Source organism: Anaeromyxobacter diazotrophicus (assembly GCF_013340205.1).
Taxonomy (GTDB): Bacteria; Myxococcota; Myxococcia; order Myxococcales; family Anaeromyxobacteraceae; genus Anaeromyxobacter_A; species Anaeromyxobacter_A diazotrophicus.
Map to the genome: position 1 here is coordinate 28,754 of NZ_BJTG01000002.1, position 16,996 is coordinate 45,749.

Genomic DNA, 16,996 nt, shown 5'->3' on the forward strand with positions numbered 1-16,996 from the left:
CGCGCTCTTCTAAAAGGCGCATTTCCAAATTCCGGACACCCGTAGGTTTTTCCATGCACAACGGCACCCACAGCGCGACGAAGAGCGAGGCCCTCCAGGGCCGGAAGTGGTGGGTCGTGGACGTGGCCGACGCCCCCGTCGGCCGCGCCGCGAGCCAGGTCGCGACCCTCCTCAAGGGCAAGCACAAGCCCAGCTACACGCCCTCCATGGACGTGGGCGACTTCGTCGTGGTCCTCAACGCGGAGAAGGTGCGCTTCACGGGCAAGAAGGAGACCGAGAAGCTGTACTTCACGCACACGATGCACCCGGGCGGCGCGAAGCTGACGCCCCCGCACAAGCTCCGCGCCCGCCACCCGGACGCCATCTTCCTGAACGCGGTGAAGCGCATGCTGCCGCGCTCCGCCCTCGGCCGCGACATGATGCGCAAGCTCAAGGTCTACGCCGGGAGCGAGCACCCGCACGCCGCCCAGAAGCCCGAGAAGCGCGCGCTTTCGCTGTAAGAGGATCGAGATGCCCCAGCTCCAGATCAACGTCGGCCGTCGCAAGGAGTCCGTCGCCCGCGTGAGGATCACGCCCGGCACGGGCAACATCACCATCAACGGCCGCACCATGGACGCCTACTTCGGCCGCGAGACGTCGAAGATGATCCTGGTCGAGCCGCTCAAGATCGTCGACCAGATGGGCAAGCTGGACGTGTTCGTGAACGCGCACGGCGGCGGCCTGTCCGGCCAGGCCGGCGCGATCCGCCACGGCATCACCCGGGCGCTCATGGAGCTCAACCCGGACTACCGGCCGCTCCTCAAGAAGGCCGGGTTCGTCACCCGCGACGCCCGCGCGGTCGAGCGCAAGAAGTACGGCCGCCCCGGCGCCCGCAAGCGCTTCCAGTTCTCGAAGCGCTAGAGAGGTACGCGCTCGCGCCCGCGAGCGCGCGACGGAGCCCGGCCGCCGCACGGCGGCCGCGCTCGCGCAGCGGCGACGGCCGGCCCCTCGGGGTCGGCCGTTCGCGTTTCTACTCTCCGTGTCGGTGGGAGCGTTCACCACTCGTGGCGCGAGGTGCGCCTTCGTGCGCCTCGGCCGTCCGTGGCGACGCTCGCCCGGCCGGTGATACGCTCGCGCCGCCATGGAGCTGAACGAGATCCTGCAGGTCGCCCTGCGCGCGAACGCGAGCGACATCCACCTCAAGGCGGGCCTCCCGCCGATGTTCCGGGTGGACGGCCACCTCGTGCCCCTCAAGGACGGCCGCCGCCTGCCGCCGGAGGAGGTGGCGCGGATGGCGTTCGGCACGATGAGCGACTTCCAGAAGGAGAAGTTCAAGCAGACGAACGAGGTGGACCTCGCCTACGGCGTGCCGGGCCTGGGCCGCTTCCGCGTCAACATCTTCCAGCAGCGCGGGACGGTGGGCGGCGTGTTCCGCGTCATCCCGTTCAAGATCCAGACGATCGAGCAGCTCATGCTGCCGAAGGTGATCGAGAAGCTGGCCGGCGAGCAGCGCGGCCTCATCCTCGTCACCGGCACCACCGGCTCCGGCAAGTCGACCACGCTCGCGGCGATGGTGGACCACGTCAACGCCACCGAGACGTGCCACATCATGACGATCGAGGATCCGATCGAGTTCCTCATCCGCGACAAGCGCTCGATCGTGAACCAGCGCGAGGTCGGCGTCGACACGATGAGCTTCGGGCAGGCGCTGAAGAGCGCGCTGCGGCAGGACCCCGACGTCATCCTGGTGGGCGAGATGCGCGACCTCGAGACCATCGAGACCGCCCTCACCGCCGCGGAGACCGGCCACCTCGTCATGTCGACGCTGCACACGCTCGACGCGACCGAGACCATCAACCGCATCATCTCGGCCTTCCCGCCCTACCAGCAGAAGCAGGTGCGGCTCCAGCTCGGCTCGGTGCTGCGGGGCGTGGTGAGCCAGCGGCTCGTGCCGCGCGCCGACGGGAAGGGGCGCGTCCCGGCCACCGAGGTGCTGCTCGCCACCGGCCGCGTCCGCGAGCTCATCGAGGACAAGGACCGCACCAAGGAGATCCCCGACGCCATCGCGCAGGGCAACGTCTCCTACGGCATGCAGACGTTCGACCAGTCGCTCATGTGGCTGCTCAAGTCGGGCGTCATCACCTACGAGGAGGCGCTGCGGCAGGCGACCAACGCCGACGACTTCGCGCTGCGCGTCTCCGGCATCTCGGGCACGAGCGACTCGAAGTGGGACGGCTTCGACGCGGCCCCCGCGCCGCCCGCCGCCGCCGCGCCCGCGCCGACCCCCGCCCCGGCGCGCCCGCCGCCGGCCCCCGCCGCCGCGCGCCCGCCGAGCGGGCCGCCGCCGGCGAAGGCGGCCGTCGCCGCGGCCCCCGCCGAGGACGACTTCCAGATCGAGCGGTTCTGACGCGCGGCCGCCGGCTCTTGCGCGCGCGCACGCCAGCGAGGCCCGGGGCAGGCGGGACGAGCCCCGCGTCGCGGAGGCGCGCCCGCGCCCCCGCCGGCACCCCGCTCGAGCAGGCGAAGGCGCTCGCGCTCCGCGTGCTCGCCTTCCACGCCCGCAGCCAGGCCCAGCTCCGGGCGCGGCTCGCCCGCGCCGGGTTCGAGCCGCAGGCGGACGAGGTGATCGCCTGGGCGGCGAGGCTCGGCTACCTCGACGACGCGGCGTACGCCCGGGCCCGGGCACGCGCGCTCCTCGGCGCCCGGGGCGTCGGCCCGCGCCGCGCCGAGGAGCGGCTGCGCGCGGCCGGCATCGACGCCGCGCGCGCCCGCGCCGCCGTCGCCGCGGCGGCGGAGGAGCGCGCCGAGGACCGCCGCGACGGCGAGCCGGCCGAGCTCGCGCTGTGCCGCGAGGCGCTGGCGCGGAAGCTGCGGGGGCGCGAGCTCGCGGGGCTCGACGAGCGGGAGCGCGCGCGGCTGGCCCGGTTCCTCCTGGGCCGGGGCTTCTCCTCCTCCGCCGTGGGCCGGCTCGTCCCGCTCCGGGGGGACGGCGACCCGTAGCGCCTCGCCCCCGGGCGGCGCCGGGCGGCGCGACGGCGCCTGCGCCGCCGCCGATTTTCGGCTATCTTCCGCGCTCCATGCGCCTCCGCCTCCTCCCCCTCCTCGTGGCCCTCTCCGCCTGCGCGCACGGCGCCTTCGGCGGCGACTCGAAGTACGGCAAGTCGGCCGAGGAGGACTACCAGACCGGGGTCGAGGAGCTCCGGACCCACAACTACCTCGAGGCCGCGCGCTACTTCGAGCACGTGAAGACGAAGTACCCGTTCTCGAAGTACGCCGCGCTCTCCGAGCTCCGGCTGGCCGACGCGAAGTACGACCAGGACCACGCCATCGAGGCGGCCGAGGCCTACCAGCAGTTCGTCAAGCTGCACCCGAACCACGAGGAGGCCGACTACGCCGCCTACCGGGCCGGCCTCGCCGCCTGGAAGGACGGGCCGAGCGACTTCTTCCTCTTCCCCCCGCCGGCGGAGAAGGACCTCGCCCAGGTGCGCGCCGCGGCGAAGTCGCTCGCGAGCTTCCTGGAGAAGTACCCCGCCTCCAAGTACCGGCCGGACGCCGAGAAGCTGCTGGCGCGGGCGCGCGGAATGCTCGCCGACCACGAGTGGTACGTGGCGGAGTTCTACGCCAAGCGCGGGCGGTGGGCGGGCGCGGCCGGGCGGCTCGAGGGGCTGGTGCGCGACTACCCGGGCTCCCCGCGCGAGCCGGCCGCGCTCCTCGAGCTCGCGCAGGCCTACCTCAAGGTGGACGAGAAGTTCCGGGCGCAGCAGGCGCTGCAGCAGCTCATCGTGAAGCACCCGGAGGACCCGCGGCGGCCGGAGGCGGAGAAGCTCCTTGCCTCGCTCCGGTAGGCCGCCGGCGCCGCGCGGGAGCGCGGCGGGCGATCTCTCGCGCATCGGCGTCTCGAGCCGGCGGGAGCGCGGCTTCCGCACCGGCGCGCCCTACCTCGTCCCGGCGGCGCTGGCGCTCGCCGCGGCGGTGGCGGCCTGGCTCTCGTGGGGGCGGCTGGCCTCGCTGGGCGCCTCGCTCGGCACCCCCGAGACGCAGATCCGGCAGGCGCTGGCCGCCCAGGAGCGGGCGCACCTCGACGACGTGTACGGGTTCCACGCGGGCGGCACGGTCGAGCTGTACGGGACCCGCTACGAGGACGTGGTGCCGCTCGTCGAGGGCGGCCGGGCGACCGTGGTCGCCATGCTCACCGCCCAGGGGCGGGTGGCCTGGCGGGGCGAGGCGGCCCAGCTCGCCTACGTCGGGCGCGAGCGCTTCCACATGCGGCCCTGCACCATCGCCCGCTGGTGCGGCGAGGGCGACCAGTTCGACCGGCTGCGCGGCGTGCTGCTCCTGCTCTTCCGCCGCCACGACGCGGCGGAGCGGGCCGACCTCGACGCCTACGGGCGCCTGCTCGCCCCCGACTACCGCGACGGCGGCGAGGACCGCGCGGCCGCCCTGGCCCGGCTCGCCGGCGAGCTGGCCGCGGGCCCGGGGCGGACCCGCGTCTCCGCCTGGCAGATCCGCGTCGAGCGCGATCGCGCCGAGGTGGGCGAGGACCGCGAGGTGTCCGCGCCGGGCGCGCCGCCGCGGCAGGAGCGGCGCGTCTACCGGCTGGCGCGCGAGGGAGAGCGCTGGCTGCTGGTGGGCGGGGTGTAGGTGTGCCCCTGCATCACGGACTTCGACGGGCGATCGGGCTGGAGTAGACTCGCGGCCGAAATGACCGAGCTCGACGACGCCCTCAAGCAGGCTCTCACGCTGGGCCGCGCCTACTACCTCAAGAAGGAGTACGCGCGGGCCGAGCCGTACCTGGTGCAGGTGGTGGAGCAGCACCAGTCGTTCGCCGACGTCTACAACATGCTCGGGATCGTCTACCACGACCAGGGGCAGTACCAGCGGGCGCAGCGCGCCTTCGAGGCCGCGCTCCGCATCAACCCGGGCTACACCGACGCGGCGCTCAACCTGGCCGTGCTCTACAACGACACCGGCAAGTACCAGGCGGCGCGCGACGTCTACCGGCAGGCGCTCGACCACTCCGGCGCCGCCCCCGGCCAGCTCGACCGCTTCGTGAAGGGCAAGCTCGCCAACATGTACGCCGATCTGGGCGAGGTGTGGCTCTCGGCGGGGCTCTACCCGGAGGCCGTGCGCGAGTACCAGCGCGCGCTGGAGCTGTGCCCGACCTTCGTCGACATCCGGGCCAAGCTCGCCAACGCGCACCGCGACTCGGGGGCCCGCGACCTCGCCATCGCCGAGTACGAGGAGATCGTCCGGCAGAACCCCGGGTTCATCCCGGCGCGGCTGTCGCTCGGCCTGGCGCTCCAGGCGGCGGGCCGCCGCGACGAGGCGGTCGGCCACTGGCGGGCGGTGCTCGACCTGTCGCCGGGCAACCGCAGCGCCGAGATGTACCTCAAGCTGGCCGGCGCTGACGGCGCCGGAGAAGGCCGCGCTCCCTGATGCCCGCGCGCCGCCCGCTCGCGCTGCGCTTCCTCTCTGGACGCTTCCAGGGCGGGGTGGTGCCGATCGACCCGAGCCGGCCCATGCTGCTCGGCCGCCAGCAGGGCTCGGACCTGCTCCTGCCCGAGGAGCTCGTCTCGCGCCGCCACGCGCGGCTGGCCTACGAGGGCGACGAGCTGGTGCTCGAGGACCTCGGCTCCACGAACGGCACCTACCTGAACGGCGTGCGGGTCACCCGCGCGCGCGTGGCCGAGGGCGACCGCGTGCTGCTCGGCCAGTCCATCCTCAAGGTGGTCGCGCGCGAGCCCGCCCCGGCCCAGACGGCCGAGGAGGTCCGGGCGGGCCTGGAGCGCGCGTCGGTCACCGCCGAGCCGCGCCGCGCCGCCGCCATGCAGGGGCGCATCGAGGAGGTGCCGCTGCCCGACCTCCTGCAGCTCTTCGGCACCTCGCGCAAGACCGGCCTCCTGGTGGTGCAGGGCGACGGGCACGCGGCCGAGGTGCGCCTCGACAAGGGGCGGGTGGTGGGCTGCGTCATCGACGGGCGCGAGGAGCTCGCGGCGGAAAAGAGCTTCTACCGGCTCCTCGGCTGGAGCCACGGCCACTTCGAGCTGAAGCCGGCCGCCCCAGGCGGCGCCGGCCTCCGGCCCATCGCCGCGTCGATGGAGGGCCTGCTCATGGAGGGCATGCGGCAGACCGACGAGCTGCGCCGGCTCCGGCAGGCGCTCCCGCTGCGCTTCGCGGTGGTGGCCGGGGGGAGCGAGGGCCTCGACGCGACCGACCGCGCGCTGCTCGCCCTGGCCGCGCAGCACGGCGCGCTGGAGGGCGTCCTCGACGCCGCCCAGCTGCCCGACCTCGCCGCCGCCGAGCGGCTCGAGCGGCTGGTCCAGCGCGGGCTCCTCGTCGCGGTGCAGTGAGCCGCGTTCTCGCGTTGCCGCGGCGACCCGGCGCGGCTAGGGTCTCCCCCATGTCGGGTCAGGACCAGGTGCGGCTCACGACGCTCAGCCACGGCGCGGGTTGAGCCTGCAAGATCCGCCCGGCGGATCTGGCGCAGGTCCTGCGCCACCTACCCAGGACGCGCGACCCGCGCGCGCTCGTCGGCCACGAGACGAGCGACGACGCCGCGGTGTACCAGCTCTCGGCCACCGAGGCGGTGGTCGAGACGGTCGACTTCTTCACGCCGGTGGTGGACGACCCGTTCCTCTTCGGCCGCATCGCCGCTGCGAACGCGTTCTCCGACATCTGGGCCATGGGCGCGCGGCCGCTCTTCGCGCTCAACCTGGTGGCCTTCCCGGTGGGCAAGCTCCCCATGGAGACCCTGGGCGAGATCCTGCGCGGCGGGGCCGCGGCGGCGGCCGAGGCGGGCGCCCCCATCCTGGGAGGCCACAGCATCGACGACCCGGAGCCGAAGTACGGCATGGCCGTCACCGGGCTCGTCCACCCCGACCGCGTCCTGCGCAACGTCGGGGCGCGGCCGGGCGATCGGATCCTCCTGACGAAGCCGCTCGGCTCCGGGATCGTGACCACCGCCATCAAGCGCGGGGAGGCCGACCCGGCGCTGGTGGACCGCGCGGTCGGGGTCATGGCGGCCCTCAACCGCGCCGCGGGCGAGGTGCTGGCGGCGAGCGGCGCGGTCCACGCGCTCACCGACGTCACCGGCTTCGGGCTGCTCGGGCACGCGCTCGAGATGGCGCAGGGCTCGGGGGTGACGCTCCGGCTCGACGCCCGGGCGGTGCCCATCCTGGAAGGCGTGCGAGCGCTCGCCGAGCGCGACGTGGCGCCGGGAGGCTCGCGCGCGAACCTGGCCTGGGTGGCGCCCCACGTGCGCTTCGACGCCTCCCTGGACGCGCCGGCGCGCCTGGTGCTCGCCGACGCCCAGACGAACGGCGGCCTGCTGGCGGCGGTCGCGCCGGAGCGGCTGGACGAGTTGGCGGCGGCGCTGAAGCAGGCGGGCGTGCAGGCGGCGGTGGTGGGCGCGTGCGCGCCGGCGTCCGACGTCTGGATCGAGGTCGGGGCGAGCTAGAATGCGCGCGTGCTCCGCGCGCTCTTCCTCCTGACGCTCCTCTCCGCCCGGGCGGCCGCGGCCGCGCCCGAGCCGGCCTTCGTGGTGGTGGTGGACCCGGGCCACGGGGGTGAGAAGGACGGCGCGGTGGGGCCGTCGGGGCTGCGCGAGAAGGATCTCACGCTCCAGATCGCGCGCCGGGTGGCGGCGCGGCTCGCGGCGCAGGGGGGCCGGGCGGTGCTCACCCGCGACGCCGACCGCGCCGTGCCGCTGGCGGCCCGCGCCGCGCTCGCCAACGCGCGTCAGGCCGACCTGTTCGTCTCCATCCACCTCAACGCGATGCCCGGCCCGGCGCGCGGCCGCGCGCACGGCGTCGAGACCTACTTCCTCTCGGCCGACGCCAGCGACGCCTCCGCGACCGCGGTGGCGGCGCGCGAGAACGCCGACCGCCTGGCGGGCGAGCCGGAGCCGGATCCGCGCGACCCGGTCTCGGGGATCCTGCAGGACCTGGCCGACAAGGACGCCCTGTCCGAGAGCTCGCGCCTGGCCTACGCCGTCCACGAGCGCCTGGTGCACGGGCTGGGCGCCGAGGATCGCGGCGTGAAGCAGGCGCCGTTCTACGTCCTGGCGGGCGCGAGGATGCCGGCGGTGCTGCTCGAGGTGGGCTTCGTCTCGAACGCCGCCGAGGCGCGCCGCCTGGCGACGCCGGCGTACCAGGACCAGGTGGCCCGCGCCATCGCCGAGGGCGTCGCCGCCTGGCGCTCCGCCCTCGCGGCCCGCTGACCCGAGGTCGAGCGGTCGTGGTCGGTCGCGGTCGCCGTCGCGGTCGTGGTCGCGGTCGAGCTTCGCCTCTGGCCGCCCCGCAGTCCGACCGTTAAGATGCCCGCCCTCATGCCCTCCCGAACGAACGGCCGCGCCGACCTGGACCTCCGCGCCCTCTCCCTCGAGCCTGGCTTCTCGAAGCACGCCGAGGGCTCGTGCCTCATCCGCTGCGGCGACACCCAGGTGCTCTGCACGGCCTCGGTGGAGGACCGCGTGCCGCCGCACGTCTACGGGACGGGGGCGGGCTGGGTCACCGCCGAGTACGGCATGCTGCCGCGCTCCACCCACGAGCGCATGGCGCGCGAGGCGGCCAAGGGGAAGCAAGGGGGACGCACCCTCGAGATCCAGCGCCTCATCGGGCGGGCCCTGCGCGCGGCGGTCGATCTGCGCGCGCTCGGACCGCGCACCATCACCGTGGACTGCGACGTCCTCCAGGCCGACGGCGGGACGCGCACCGCCGCCATCACCGGCGGCTTCGTGGCGCTCGCGCTGGCGGTGAAGGCGCTCAAGGCCTCGCGCAAGATCTCCACCGCGCCGGTGAAGCGCCACGTGGCGGCCGTGTCGGTCGGGATCCTCGACGGCGCGGTCCGGCTCGACCTCGACTACGGCGAGGACTCGACCGCCGAGGTGGACATGAACGTCGTCGCCACCGGCGAGGGGGAGCTGGTCGAGGTGCAGGGGACCGCCGAGGGCAAGGCCTTCCGGCGCGACCAGCTCGATCAGATGATCGACGCTGCCCTGGCGGGCATCGCGCGCCTGAAGGAGGCGCAGGCGCGGGCGCTCGAGGTGAGGGGCTGATCGATGGAGCTCTTCTTCGCGACCACCAACCGCGGCAAGCTGCGCGAGCTGCGCCGGCTGGTGGAGGGGCTGCCGGTGACCGTGATCTCGCCGGAGGAGCTGGGGCGGCCGCTGCCCGAGGTGGTGGAGGACGGCCGGACCTTCCGCGAGAACGCGGAGAAGAAGGCGGCGGCCTACGCCCGCTTCTCGGGGCTGCACGCCGTCGCCGACGACTCGGGGCTGTGCGTGGACGCGCTGGGCGGCGCGCCGGGCGTCTACTCGGCGCGCTGGTCCGAGCTCGACGACGGCTTCGCCAGCCCGGCCTGCGCGCTGCCGCGGGTGGCGGACCGCGAGCTCGGCCCGGAGCTGGCCCGGGCCGCCCGCGACGAGGCGAACAACGACAAGCTGCTGGCGGCGCTCGCCGGCCGGGAGGGCGCGGCTCGCGACGGCGGGTACGTGGCGGCGCTGGCGCTGGCGGCGCCCGACGGGCGCATGCTGGCGTGCGTCGAGGGCGCCTGCCGCGGCCGGATCGGGCACGTGCGCAGGGGTACGCACGGCTTCGGCTACGACCCGCTCTTCCTGCCCGAGTCCGAGCTGGCGCGCCTCCGCGCGCCGGCCGGGGCGGGGCACCGGGGCGGCCCGCCCCGCACCATGGCCGAGCTCGAGCCGGCGGAGAAGGACGCCCTGTCGCACCGCGGCGCCGCCTTCCGCGCCCTGCGCCCGATCCTCGAGCGCCTCGCGCGCGGAGCCCTTTGACAAAAACCAGCCGTGAGGCTAGTTACTGCGCTCTTGGTTGGGCGGCTGGGGCGGCCGCGACTTTCGGGGCGTAGCGCAGCCTGGTAGCGCGCCTGCCTTGGGCGCAGGAGGTCGCGGGTCCGAATCCCGCCGCCCCGACTCTTTGAAAACAGGGGTGGACGGTGGAAGCCCGGCGGGTCTGTGCGCCCGTAGCTCAGCTGGATAGAGCAGCGGCCTTCTAAGCCGCGGGTCGGGGGTTCGACTCCCTCCGGGCGCGCCAAATTTTACGGTGAGTGTAGCTCAATCGGTAGAGCACTGGACTGTGGATCCGGGGGTTAAGGGTTCGAGCCCCTTCACTCACCCCATGCTTCTCTCCACGCGCCGCCCTCCGCGCCCGTAGCTCAGCTGGATAGAGCGTCGGCCTTCGAAGCCGCAGGTCGGGGGTTCGAGTCCCTCCGGGCGCGCCAGCTGGCGGCGCGAGACAGGGGGGCCGGCGAGATGTTCGCCGGGCCGCGTTGCAGGCGTTGACACCCGGAGGGCGCCGTTGTAGATCCGCCACCCTTTGCAGGGCCAGGGCGCATAGCTCAACTGGCAGAGCAATGGACTCTTAATCCATAGGTTGAAGGTTCGATTCCTTCTGCGCTCACTGAAGAAGAGACGGGGACCCGGCGACGGGTCCCCGTTTCGTTTCCGGGCTTCCGGGCAGGGCTCGCGCGCGGCGAGGCTAGTCGCCGTCGTCCTTCTTGCCGCCGGCGATGACCTGGAAGCGGGGCCGGCGGCGCGGGGGCGCCCGCAGCACGCCCGCCAGGATCGCGTCCCAGGGGACCGCGCAGTCGAGGCGGCGGCCGCGGAACGTGAGCGAGCAGCGCAGGCCCCAGTCGTCCATGAGCAGCTCCGGCGTGTCGCGGCCGACCACCAGGTTGAGGCGCACGAGCTGCTCCTCGCCCAGGTACTCCGGGAGCTCCACGCCGGGGGTGGCGGGGTTCACGATGATCGACTCCACCGCCTCGGCCGCCTGGCAGGCGGCCAGCATGTCGGCGTACCGGCGCTGCAGCGCGAAGAGCTGGAGTGCGCCCTCGGACCAGCCGGGGCAGGTCGGGGGGCAGGCCGCCTCCGGGGGGTGTTGGTGCTGAGCGTCCACGACGGAATGTTTACTACGGTTTCGCGCCGCGGTTCAGGGGAGCCTCGGCGTGGTACACGGTGCTCGGGGCGGGTGGCGGAACGGCAGACGCGCCGGACTTAGGATCCGGTGCCGCGAGGCGTGAGGGTTCGAGTCCCTCCCCGCCCATTTCCCTTGACCCGACGCGGCAGTGCACGTACCTACCGACCCGCCTTTTCCACCCCAGTCGCGAGAAAGAAGCCATGAAGATCGAGGTCGAAGCCCTCTCCCCCGTGGAGAAGAAGGTCACCGTCGAGGTGGACCCGGAGCGCGTCGCGGCGGAGCTCGATCGCGCCTACGCCTCCCTGGGCCGGCGCGTGAAGCTGCGCGGCTTCCGCGCGGGGAAGGTGCCGCGCAAGGTGCTGGAGCGGAACTTCAAGGACGAGGTGGAGCGCGACGTGGTGGAGAAGCTCGTCTCGGCGACCTTCTCCGACGCGGTCCGCGAGCACGCCCTCGAGGCGGTCGCCCCCCCGCGCGTCGACGTGGCCGAGGAGGGTCTGCAGCAGGCGCAGCCGTTCCGGTTCACGGCCCGGGTCGAGGTGAAGCCCAAGCTCGAGCCGAAGGACTACCAGCAGCTCGAGGTCTCGCGCCGGCCGGTCGAGGTGACCGACGCGATGGTGGCGGAGGAGCTCGGCAAGCTGCAGGAGAGCCTGGCGCAGCTCGTCCCGGTGGAGGGGCGCGCGGAGGCGCAGGCGGCCGACTACGCGACCATCGACTTCGAGGGGACCATCGACGGCCAGCCCTTCGAGGGCAACCGCGCCGAGGGCGTCACCGCGCGCGTCGACCCCGGCGAGTTCCTGGAGGGCTTCCTGCCCCAGCTGGCCGGGAAGAAGCTCGGCGAGACGACGGAGCTCGACCAGGCGTTCCCGGCGGACTACCGCGTCGCGCAGCTGCGCGGGAAGACGGCGCACTTCGTCGTCACCCTCAAGGGCCTCAAGGTCCGGCAGCTCCCCGCCCTGGACGACGAGCTGGCGAAGGACGCGGGTGTGGAGGGCGCCGACACGCTCGAGAAGCTGCGCGCGCGCGTCCGCGAGGACCTCGAGAAGCGCGAGAAGCGGCGCTCGGAGTCGGAGCTCAAGGACGCGCTGGTGAAGGCGGCGCTGGCGAAGAACGACTTCGAGGTGCCGCCGGCGCTGGTGGAACGCGCCATCGACGCGATGATCCAGGGCGCCGCCGACCGCTTCGCGCGCCAGGGGCTCGACTTCCGGCAGATGGGCCTCGACGTGCCGCGCATCCGGGCCGACCTGCGCGAGCAGGCGCTGCTCCAGGTGAAGGGCGCGCTGCTGCTCGAGGCGATCGCCGACCGCGAGAAGATCGAGGTCACCGACGACGACGTGCAGGCCGAGATCGCGCGCACCGCGACCGAGCTCAACCTGCCGCTCGCGCGCGTCCAGCAGGAGCTGCGGGGCGGCGAGGGCCGCCGGGCCCTCCAGAGCCGCGTCCGGGAGGACAAGGCGCTTGCCTTCCTGACCTCCTCCGCTAACTTCAAGTAGTCGCAGGAACCGCCGCGAAACGGCGAGGGAGAAACCCATGCCTTACATCCCCATGCCGTACGTGGTGGAGCAGACGCACCGGGGTGAGCGCAGCTACGACATCTACTCGCGCCTGCTGAAGGACCGGATCGTCTTCCTGGGCACGCCCGTCGACGACGACGTGGCGAACGTCATCATCGCCCAGCTCCTGTTCCTCGAGTCGGAGGACCCGGACAAGGACATCTCGCTCTACATCAACAGCCCGGGGGGGTCGGTGACCGCCGGCCTCGCGATCTACGACACCATGCAGTACGTGAAGCCCCAGGTGTCCACCATCTGCCTCGGGCAGGCGGCCTCCATGGGCGCCTTCCTGCTCGCCGGCGGCGCGCACGGCAAGCGGTTCGCGGTGCCGAACGCGCGCATCATGATCCACCAGCTCTCGGGCGGCTTCCAGGGGCAGGGCACGGACATCGAGATCCACGCCCGCGAGGCGCTGCGGCTCAAGCAGCGGCTGAACGAGATCCTGGCCCGCCACACCGGGCAGCCGATCGAGCGCATCGAGAAGGACACCGAGCGCGACTACTTCATGGGCCCAGGTGAGGCGAAGGAGTACGGCCTGCTCGACGACGTGATCGTCCACCGGCACCGCGCCGGGCAAGCAGAGCCGAAGAAGCCTTAGTAGAATGAGGATCGGGGCCGCCGGTGGCCCCCCGGGCCACGCCAGGAGGCGCCTTTGGAGAAGCGCGAGACCCTCTGCTGCAGCTTCTGCGGGAAATCGCAGAAAGAGGTGAAGAAGCTCATCGCCGGCCCGACCGTCTACATCTGCGACGAGTGCATCGGGCTGTGCAACGACATCATCGCCGAGGAGATCGCGGGCGAGGAGAAGCGGGACCAGAAGGTCCGCATCCCGCGCCCGTCCGAGATCAAGGCGATCCTCGACGAGTACGTGATCGGCCAGGAGCGGGCGAAGAAGACGCTCGCCGTCGCCGTCCACAACCACTACAAGCGCATCGAGACGCGCATCAGCGTCGACGACGTCGAGCTGCAGAAGTCGAACATCCTGCTGCTCGGCCCGACCGGCTCCGGCAAGACGCTGCTCGCCCAGACGCTGGCCAAGATCCTGAACGTCCCGTTCACGATCGCGGACGCCACCTGCCTCACCGAGGCGGGCTACGTCGGCGAGGACGTCGAGAACATCATCGTGAACCTGCTGCAGGCCGCCGACCACGACATCGAGCGGGCGCAGAAGGGCATCGTCTACATCGACGAGATCGACAAGATCGCCCGCAAGAGCGAGAACCCCTCGATCACCCGCGACGTGTCGGGCGAGGGCGTCCAGCAGGCGCTGCTCAAGATCATCGAGGGGACGGTCGCGAACGTGCCCCCGAAGGGCGGCCGCAAGCACCCCCAGCAGGAGTTCCTGCAGGTCGACACGACCAACATCCTCTTCATCTGCGGCGGCGCCTTCTGCGGGCTGGAGCAGGTCATCGAGCGCCGCATCGGCGGCAAGAGCCTCGGCTTCGGCTCCGACGTGAAGTCGAAGACGGAGAAGAACGTCGGCGAGCTGCTCTCGCTGGTCGAGCCGGACGACCTGCTCAAGTTCGGCATGATCCCCGAGTTCGTGGGCCGCCTGCCGGTGGTGACGAGCCTCGAGGAGCTGGACGAGGGCGCGCTCATCGAGATCCTGACCAAGCCGCGCAACGCGCTGGTGAAGCAGTACAAGAAGCTGCTCGAGATGGACGGGGTGCAGCTCAAGTTCACCGACGGCGCGCTGCGCGCCATCGCCCGCGCCGCGCTCAAGAACAAGGCGGGGGCGCGCGGCCTGCGCGCCATCCTCGAGATCGCGATGCTCGACATCATGTACGACGTGCCGAGCAAGCGGAACGTGCGCGAGATCGTGATCTCCGAGGAGGTCATCGACAAGAAAGAGGCCCCCCTGGTGGTCATGCAGAAGGAGGCGGAGAGCGCGTAGGCCGCCGTCCGACCTCTCCTGCCACGCCTCGGCCGGGCTCCTGCCCGGCCTTCGCCTTTCCGGGCGGTCCCTCGAACTCCTTTGACGGACGGCCCGGCCTGGAACAAGAAGACCGGGTCCGCAGTTTCGGGATGCTAGTGTCGGGTGGGGACCCTTCCGAAGGAGCGAAGCGCGCGATGTCCATGTTCTTCCGCAACGAGGACGGCAAGCGGGACGGCAAGCCGAGGGTGGCCGGGCTGCCGCTGCTGCCGCTCCGCGACATCATCGTGTTTCCGCACATGGTGGTGCCGCTGTTCGTCGGGCGCGAGAAGTCGATCGCGGCGCTCGAGCACGCGATGGCCTCCGACAAGACCATCCTCTTGTGCGCGCAGAAGAAGGCCAAGACCAACGAGCCGACCGCCGACGACATCTTCCCGGTCGGGACCGTCGGCACCCTCATCCAGCTGCTCCGGCTGCCGGACGGCACCGTGAAGGTGCTGGTGGAGGGCAAGAAGCGCGCGCGCGTCCGGCGCTTCGTCGCGGCCGACAAGTTCTTCGAGGTCGAGGCCGAGGAGATCGAGGAGCCGGTGGAGCGCACCGTCGAGCTCGAGGCGCTCATGCGGTCGGTGCAGTCGACCTTCGAGGCCTACGTCAAGCTCAACAAGCGGATCCCGCCCGAGATGCTGATGAGCGTCTCGACCATCGACGACCCGGCGCGCCTCGCCGACACGATCGTCGCGCACCTCTCGCTCAAGCTCAACGACAAGCAGGCCATCCTGGAGACGGAGAGCCCGCAGAAGCGGCTCGAGAAGCTGTACGAGCTCATGCAGGGCGAGATCGAGATCCTGCAGGTCGAGAAGAAGATCCGCACCCGCGTCAAGAAGCAGATGGAGAAGACGCAGAAGGAGTACTACCTCAACGAGCAGATGCAGGCCATCCAGAAGGAGCTGGGTGAGCGCGACGAGTTCAAGAACGAGATCCAGGAGCTCGAGGAGAAGATCAAGAACAAGAAGATGTCGAAGGAGGCCAACCTCAAGGCGAAGAAGGAGCTCAAGAAGCTGAAGATGATGAGCCCCATGAGCGCCGAGGCCACGGTCGTCCGGAACTACATCGATTGGATCCTGACGCTCCCCTGGTACGAGTACACCGACGACAAGCTCGACATCGCCGAGGCGGAGTCCATCCTCGACGAGGATCACTACGGGTTGAAGAAGCCCAAGCAGCGCATCCTCGAGTACCTCGCGGTCCACAAGCTCGTCGACAAGATCAAGGGCCCCATCCTGTGCTTCGTCGGCCCGCCCGGCGTCGGCAAGACCTCGCTCGCGAAGTCCATCGCGCGCGCCATGGGCCGCAAGTTCGTCCGCATCTCGCTCGGCGGCGTGCGCGACGAGGCCGAGATCCGCGGGCACCGCCGCACGTACATCGGCGCGCTGCCGGGGAAGATCATCCAGTCGCTCAAGAAGGCGGGGTCGGGGAACCCGGTCTTCCTGCTCGACGAGGTCGACAAGATGTCGACCGACTTCCGCGGCGACCCGTCCGCGGCGCTGCTCGAGGTCCTCGACCCGGAGCAGAACTTCAACTTCAACGACCACTACCTCGACCTCGACTACGACCTGTCGAAGGTGATGTTCATCTGCACCGCCAACACGATGAGCGGCATCCCCGGCCCGCTGCAGGACCGCATGGAGGTCATCCGGCTGGCCGGCTACACCGACCTCGAGAAGCTCTCCATCGCGCGCCGCTACCTGGTGCGCAAGCAAGTGGAGACGAACGGCCTCGATGGCGTGTCGATCGAGTTCCGGGACGACGCCGTGAAGGCGCTCATCCACCGGTACACGAAGGAGTCGGGCGTCCGCTCGCTGGAGCGCGAGGTGGCGAGCGTCTGCCGGAAGATCGCGAAGGACGTGCTGAAGCACGGCCGCGAGAAGAAGTACGTGATCGGGCCGAAGGCGGTGCAGCGCTTCCTCGGGCCGCCCCGCTTCCGTTACGGCACCGCCGAGGCGGAGGACCAGATCGGCCTCACCACCGGCCTCGCCTGGACCGAGCTCGGCGGCGAGCTGCTCACCATCGAGGCGACGGTGATGCCCGGCAAGGGCAAGCTCATGATCACCGGCAAGCTGGGCGAGGTGATGCAGGAGTCCGCCCAGGCGGCCATGAGCTACGTCCGCTCGCGCGCCGAGGTGCTGGGCCTCGACAAGCGCTTCATCGAGAACATGGACATCCACGTCCACGTGCCCGAGGGCGCCATCCCCAAGGACGGGCCCTCGGCCGGCATCACCATGGCGACCACGCTCGTCTCCGCGCTGTGCCGGCTCCCGGTCCGCAAGGACGTGGCGATGACCGGCGAGATCACGCTCCGCGGCCGCGTGCTCCCCATCGGCGGCCTCAAGGAGAAGGTGCTCGCGGCGCACCGCGGGGGGATCAAGAAGATCCTCATCCCCAAGGAGAACGCGAAGGACGTCCGGGAGATCCCGAAGAAGATCCGGGACCAGCTGCAGATCGTGCTCGTCGACCACACCGACGAGGTGCTGCGCGAGGCGCTGCGGCTCGAGGACCCGGACGCGTTCTTCCAGAAGCTGCCGGCGGGGCAGCACCAGGGCGGGCCGCCGGGCCCGACCTCGGCCGGCTCCGAGGCGACCCCGGCCGCCTGAGCGAGGTGGGCGCCG

At 72.0% G+C, this 16,996-nt stretch carries 17 protein-coding genes and 6 tRNA genes; 22 read left to right on the forward strand and 1 reads right to left on the reverse strand.

Annotation, left to right across the window (positions count from 1 at the left end; all coding sequences use genetic code 11):
- The first annotated feature begins 53 nt into the window (after nt 1–53).
- From rplM to HWY08_RS03210, 17 genes are all read left to right on the forward strand, one after another.
- Nucleotides 54–500 (forward strand): 50S ribosomal protein L13, encoded by a 447-nt coding sequence (gene rplM, locus HWY08_RS03130; protein WP_176062885.1) that lies wholly within the window; start codon nt 54–56, stop codon nt 498–500.
- Between the two features lie 10 nt (nt 501–510).
- Nucleotides 511–900 carry a 30S ribosomal protein S9 gene (gene rpsI / locus HWY08_RS03135; protein WP_176062887.1) on the forward strand — a complete coding sequence of 130 codons (390 nt, stop codon included), beginning with the start codon at nt 511–513 and terminating at the stop codon, nt 898–900.
- A gap of 220 nt (nt 901–1,120) precedes the next feature.
- Nucleotides 1,121–2,386, forward strand: coding sequence for a type IV pilus twitching motility protein PilT (locus tag HWY08_RS03140; protein WP_176062889.1), 1,266 nt, complete (start codon nt 1,121–1,123; stop codon nt 2,384–2,386).
- 17 nt (nt 2,387–2,403) lie between these two features.
- Nucleotides 2,404–2,979 (forward strand): RecX family transcriptional regulator, encoded by a 576-nt coding sequence (locus HWY08_RS03145; RefSeq protein WP_176062891.1) that lies wholly within the window; start codon nt 2,404–2,406, stop codon nt 2,977–2,979.
- 77 nt (nt 2,980–3,056) lie between these two features.
- Entirely contained in the window at nt 3,057–3,824 is a 768-nt protein-coding gene (locus HWY08_RS03150; protein WP_176062893.1) for an outer membrane protein assembly factor BamD, read from the forward strand.
- Nucleotides 3,808–4,620, forward strand: coding sequence for a nuclear transport factor 2 family protein (locus tag HWY08_RS03155; RefSeq protein WP_176062895.1), 813 nt, complete (start codon nt 3,808–3,810; stop codon nt 4,618–4,620). The genes HWY08_RS03150 and HWY08_RS03155 overlap by 17 nt, the downstream gene beginning before the upstream one ends.
- 60 nt (nt 4,621–4,680) lie before the next feature.
- Nucleotides 4,681–5,415, forward strand: coding sequence for a tetratricopeptide repeat protein (locus HWY08_RS03160; RefSeq protein ID WP_176062897.1), 735 nt, complete (start codon nt 4,681–4,683; stop codon nt 5,413–5,415).
- A complete protein-coding gene (locus HWY08_RS03165; protein ID WP_176062899.1) occupies nt 5,415–6,329 on the forward strand; it encodes a DUF4388 domain-containing protein in 915 nt (304 codons plus the stop codon). The genes HWY08_RS03160 and HWY08_RS03165 overlap by 1 nt, the downstream gene beginning before the upstream one ends.
- Nucleotides 6,330–6,379: 50 nt before the next feature.
- Nucleotides 6,380–7,435 (forward strand): selenide, water dikinase SelD, encoded by a 1,056-nt coding sequence (selD, locus tag HWY08_RS03170; RefSeq protein ID WP_176062901.1) that lies wholly within the window; start codon nt 6,380–6,382, stop codon nt 7,433–7,435.
- A gap of 9 nt (nt 7,436–7,444) precedes the next feature.
- Nucleotides 7,445–8,197, forward strand: coding sequence for an N-acetylmuramoyl-L-alanine amidase family protein (locus HWY08_RS03175; RefSeq protein WP_235969428.1), 753 nt, complete (start codon nt 7,445–7,447; stop codon nt 8,195–8,197).
- A gap of 108 nt (nt 8,198–8,305) precedes the next feature.
- Complete coding sequence (gene rph / locus HWY08_RS03180) at nt 8,306–9,034, forward strand: ribonuclease PH (RefSeq protein WP_176062903.1); 729 nt, start codon at nt 8,306–8,308, stop codon at nt 9,032–9,034.
- A 3-nt stretch (nt 9,035–9,037) separates the two neighbouring features.
- Nucleotides 9,038–9,769: a non-canonical purine NTP pyrophosphatase gene (locus HWY08_RS03185; protein ID WP_176062906.1), complete on the forward strand. Its 732-nt coding sequence runs from the start codon at nt 9,038–9,040 to the stop codon at nt 9,767–9,769.
- Nucleotides 9,770–9,833: 64 nt separating this feature from the next.
- A tRNA-Pro gene (locus tag HWY08_RS03190) sits at nt 9,834–9,907 on the forward strand.
- A gap of 44 nt (nt 9,908–9,951) precedes the next feature.
- Nucleotides 9,952–10,028 (forward strand) — tRNA-Arg (locus HWY08_RS03195).
- A gap of 9 nt (nt 10,029–10,037) precedes the next feature.
- Nucleotides 10,038–10,113, forward strand: a tRNA-His gene (locus HWY08_RS03200).
- Nucleotides 10,114–10,138: 25 nt separating this feature from the next.
- Nucleotides 10,139–10,215: transfer RNA gene (locus HWY08_RS03205), tRNA-Arg, on the forward strand.
- A 106-nt stretch (nt 10,216–10,321) separates the two neighbouring features.
- Nucleotides 10,322–10,394: transfer RNA gene (locus HWY08_RS03210), tRNA-Lys, on the forward strand.
- Nucleotides 10,395–10,472: 78 nt separating this feature from the next.
- On the opposite strand, the gene HWY08_RS03215 is transcribed toward HWY08_RS03210, so the two are convergent.
- Nucleotides 10,473–10,889, reverse strand: a complete 417-nt coding sequence (locus HWY08_RS03215; RefSeq protein ID WP_176062908.1) for a hypothetical protein — start codon at nt 10,887–10,889, stop codon at nt 10,473–10,475.
- Between the two features lie 66 nt (nt 10,890–10,955).
- Here HWY08_RS03215 and HWY08_RS03220 point away from each other — a divergent pair.
- The 5 genes from HWY08_RS03220 to lon all read left to right on the forward strand — a co-directional run bounded on the left by HWY08_RS03220 (nt 10,956) and on the right by lon (nt 16,981).
- A tRNA-Leu gene (locus HWY08_RS03220) sits at nt 10,956–11,036 on the forward strand.
- 74 nt (nt 11,037–11,110) lie between these two features.
- On the forward strand, nt 11,111–12,400 hold the full coding sequence (gene tig / locus HWY08_RS03225; RefSeq protein WP_176062910.1) for a trigger factor: 1,290 nt from the start codon (nt 11,111–11,113) through the stop codon (nt 12,398–12,400).
- 37 nt (nt 12,401–12,437) lie between these two features.
- Nucleotides 12,438–13,058: an ATP-dependent Clp endopeptidase proteolytic subunit ClpP gene (clpP, locus tag HWY08_RS03230; protein ID WP_176062912.1), complete on the forward strand. Its 621-nt coding sequence runs from the start codon at nt 12,438–12,440 to the stop codon at nt 13,056–13,058.
- Nucleotides 13,059–13,112: 54 nt separating this feature from the next.
- Nucleotides 13,113–14,351, forward strand: coding sequence for an ATP-dependent Clp protease ATP-binding subunit ClpX (clpX, locus tag HWY08_RS03235; RefSeq protein ID WP_176062915.1), 1,239 nt, complete (start codon nt 13,113–13,115; stop codon nt 14,349–14,351).
- A gap of 182 nt (nt 14,352–14,533) precedes the next feature.
- On the forward strand, nt 14,534–16,981 hold the full coding sequence (gene lon / locus HWY08_RS03240; RefSeq protein ID WP_176063912.1) for an endopeptidase La: 2,448 nt from the start codon (nt 14,534–14,536) through the stop codon (nt 16,979–16,981).
- Nucleotides 16,982–16,996: the final 15 nt, after the last annotated feature.